This window comes from Planktotalea sp., from assembly GCF_049680325.1.
Lineage (GTDB): Bacteria > Pseudomonadota > Alphaproteobacteria > Rhodobacterales > Rhodobacteraceae > Planktotalea.
Genome location: NZ_JBAUHO010000081.1, coordinates 1 through 3,438, shown reverse-complemented (window position 1 = coordinate 3,438; position 3,438 = coordinate 1). Strand labels below are relative to the sequence as shown.

Here is a 3,438-nt window from a genome sequence, read left to right as displayed (position 1 = left end):
GGCATCGCCGCAGAGACATTGCTGGTGGACACAAGGACCCGCCCTGCCTTGACCGAAACGGTCAGTTCTGACGTGCTGGACGCGCTAAGTGGCCATACCGGTTGGCTGCATGAGGAATTCGAGGTCGGCTCTGAATTATTGGGACCGGATGCGGCGGATAAGTTGAGAAAAGCGAGCAAGCGGTAACCTTCAATGAGTTGCCAATGCCTGCGCCCACTTCTATAGCGATGCACATGCTAGACACCGCTTCAAACCGCCCAGACCTTCCTGCTGAAATTGCCCGTCGCCGGACCTTTGCGATCATTTCGCATCCCGACGCGGGGAAGACGACGCTAACGGAAAAATTCCTGCTCTTTGGTGGGGCGATCCAGATGGCGGGACAGGTTCGCGCGAAAGGCGAAGCGCGGCGCACGCGCTCTGACTTTATGCAGATGGAAAAAGATCGCGGCATTTCGGTTTCCGCATCTGCGATGTCGTTTGATTTCAAGAACTTCCGTTACAATCTGGTGGACACGCCCGGCCACTCGGATTTCTCTGAAGATACCTATCGCACGCTCACAGCTGTAGACGCGGCAGTGATGGTCATTGACGGCGCGAAGGGCGTGGAAAGCCAGACGCAGAAACTGTTCGAAGTCTGCCGCATGCGCGATCTGCCGATCCTGACCTTCTGTAACAAGATGGACCGCGAAAGCCGCGATACATTTGATATTATTGATGAAATTCAGGAAAATCTGGCGATTGATGTTAGCCCTGCCAGCTGGCCTATCGGGGTCGGCTCTGAATTTATGGGCTGTTATGACATGCTGCGCGACCGTCTTGAATTGATGGATCGCGCGGATCGAAACAAGGTTGCCGCCTCGATCGAGATCAACGGACTTGATGACCCTGCCCTTGCCGAACACGTGCCTGCGCACCTGCTTGAAAAGCTGATCGAAGAAGTCGAAATGGCACGCGAATTGCTGCCCACTTTGGACCCTCAATCAGTGCTCGAGGGGCACATGACGCCGATCTGGTTCGGCTCTGCGATTAACTCTTTCGGCGTTAAGGAATTGATGGATGGCATTGGCACCTACGGGCCAGAGCCACAGGTCCAGCGCGCCTCTCCACGCGAAATTTCTCCCGAAGAAACAAAGGTTACGGGCTTTGTATTCAAAGTTCAGGCCAATATGGACCCCAAGCACCGCGACCGCGTGGCGTTTGTCCGTCTTGCTTCGGGCCACTTCAAACGCGGCATGAAATTAACCCATGTGCGCACGAAAAAGCCGATGGCGATTTCAAATCCTGTTCTGTTTCTCGCCTCGGACCGCGAATTGGCCGAGGAAGGCTGGGCAGGCGATATCATCGGCATCCCGAACCACGGCCAGTTGCGCATCGGCGATACGCTGACCGAGGGCGAAGCGCTGCGCGTGACAGGCATCCCGTCCTTCGCGCCCGAACTCTTGCAAGGTGTGCGTGCGGGCGATCCGATGAAAGCCAAGCATCTGGAGAAAGCCCTGATGCAATTCGCCGAAGAAGGTGCCGCGAAAGTGTTCAAACCCAGCTTCGGCTCTGGCTTTATCGTTGGCGTCGTCGGCGCGCTTCAGTTCGAAGTGCTCGCCAGCCGGATCGAGCTGGAATACGGCCTGCCTGTGCGTTTCGACCAAAGCCAGTTCACCTCTGCCCGCTGGGTATTGGGGCAAAAAGCTGCTGTCGACAAATTTGCAGAGGCCAACAAACAGCACATCGCGACCGACAACGACGGCGATGTCGTCTACCTGACGCGTTTGCAATGGGACATCGACCGCGTGGCGCGCGACTACCCCGATGTCACACTGAGCGCGACAAAGGAAATGATGTTGCAATAGCGCTTGCTGGCTGCCCTTCAGACAGGCATTTTGAAGCCTATGAGTGAAAGCGACGACCCCCCTGCGCAAGCACTGACATACGATGGCGGCTTCGAGGCCGTGGTGAAACGTATGCAAACACGGCAGGCCCCTTTAAGTTTCGATCCGGGAGAGGCCCTGCCACCGCTTGATGTCGCGCTCGCCCCGCTCAAGGAAAAACTGGTTCAAGCGCTTGATCCAAAAGATATTCCCCGCGTCAAAGAGCAATCGGGAAACACCCGTAAATCTATCGAATTGAACGCGGAATTTGTCGGCCTGCCAGAACTATGCAAACTGCATGGGCTGCTGATCGCCCATCTGCGCAAATCCAAGCAACCCGCACATACGATGGCGCTGTTCACGCGGATCTGGGACGAGGAAGCTGACTTCCTGTTCCAGCACCTTGATCCACGCTGGCTTGTGTCCGCGATCACCACCTTTGGCGATCATGGCGAAACCGAAGTGCAGCGCCGCGTTGGGCAGTCGATGACAGTCTTGTTTGCGACGATGAAGCTATATGAATCCGAGCGTCTTTATTCAGGGTTCACCCCCGAAAAAGAATTCAAACTCAAACGCTTGGTCTATAGTAAACTGCCCTTGAATATGGATCGCTATGCTTTGGTCGCTGGCGGCCTTGATGTGAATACGCTCGCGCGGCTCTGGCTGGATGCCAAGGACGATGCGGTGATTGCCCCCCTTGCCCATCGCCTGCTTGATTTGCTCAATGCGGATCCCGGCACCGTCTTTCGCCGTTTTGCGACATTACGCGGGCGCAAAATCCGCCAACGAAGCCAAAAGTCTGCCGGCGATGACGATGCAGAACCCGAGCCTGCCCCTGCCCGCCCGCGCAATCATTCTTGGGCAATTGTCAGCACGATCAAAGCAGGCCCCGAGAAAATCGCGCCTTTCATCGCCCATCACCTCGCGCTTGGCGCAGCGCATATGCAGATCTATCTGGACGCCGCTTTGCCCGCGGATGCATTGGCCTCGCTTGCCCATCCAAGGGTGACTATCACCACGTGTGATGCGGCCTATTGGGAACAATCGGGCAAGCCAAGATTTGAAAAACATCAACAACGCCAAGCCTTTAACGCAACCCGTAGCTATCGCGATGCGACATCCGACTGGCTGGCGCATATCGATTGCGACGAATTTCTCTATCCAAAGACCACGGTGAAAGACACGCTAAGCGCCGCCCCGACAGAGGTTGACGGGCTTGTCATGCCCCCTGCCGAGGAAATCGCGCAAAATGAAGAAACAGATGCCCTGCTGTTCCGCCGTACCTATTTCGATGCCGGCTGTGACAAATCCGTGCTTGCCTATGTATTCCCGACTTTCGCGGACTATCTGCGTTCTGGTTTCATTTCCCACACGACAGGTAAAACCATTGCCCGCACAGGGCTAACAGACGCCCGTTTTGGCATCCATATGCTTAAACGCAACAACAAGGAGATCAAAAATACCGAACGTGTTCAATCCCTTAACGTATTGCACCGACATGCACCCGATTGGGACAGCTTTGCTCGGCACCTCGAATTTCGCCTGAACAATGGCTCTTATCGTGATCGCGGCCAAG

At 55.7% G+C, this 3,438-nt stretch carries 2 protein-coding genes and 1 pseudogene; all 3 read left to right on the top strand.

Annotated elements, in window-relative coordinates; all coding sequences use genetic code 11:
• Positions 1-186: pseudogene (locus tag WBC85_RS03330) on the top strand (Hint domain-containing protein); the annotation flags it as partial.
• Between the two features lie 47 nt (positions 187-233).
• The gene (locus tag WBC85_RS03325; protein WP_424433255.1) at positions 234-1,844 is read left to right on the top strand and encodes a peptide chain release factor 3; all 1,611 of its coding nucleotides are present in this window, start codon (positions 234-236) and stop codon (positions 1,842-1,844) included.
• Between the two features lie 39 nt (positions 1,845-1,883).
• Positions 1,884-3,438: glycosyltransferase family 2 protein (locus tag WBC85_RS03320; RefSeq protein WP_424433254.1), on the top strand; the 1,555-nt coding region annotated here is incomplete at its 3' end.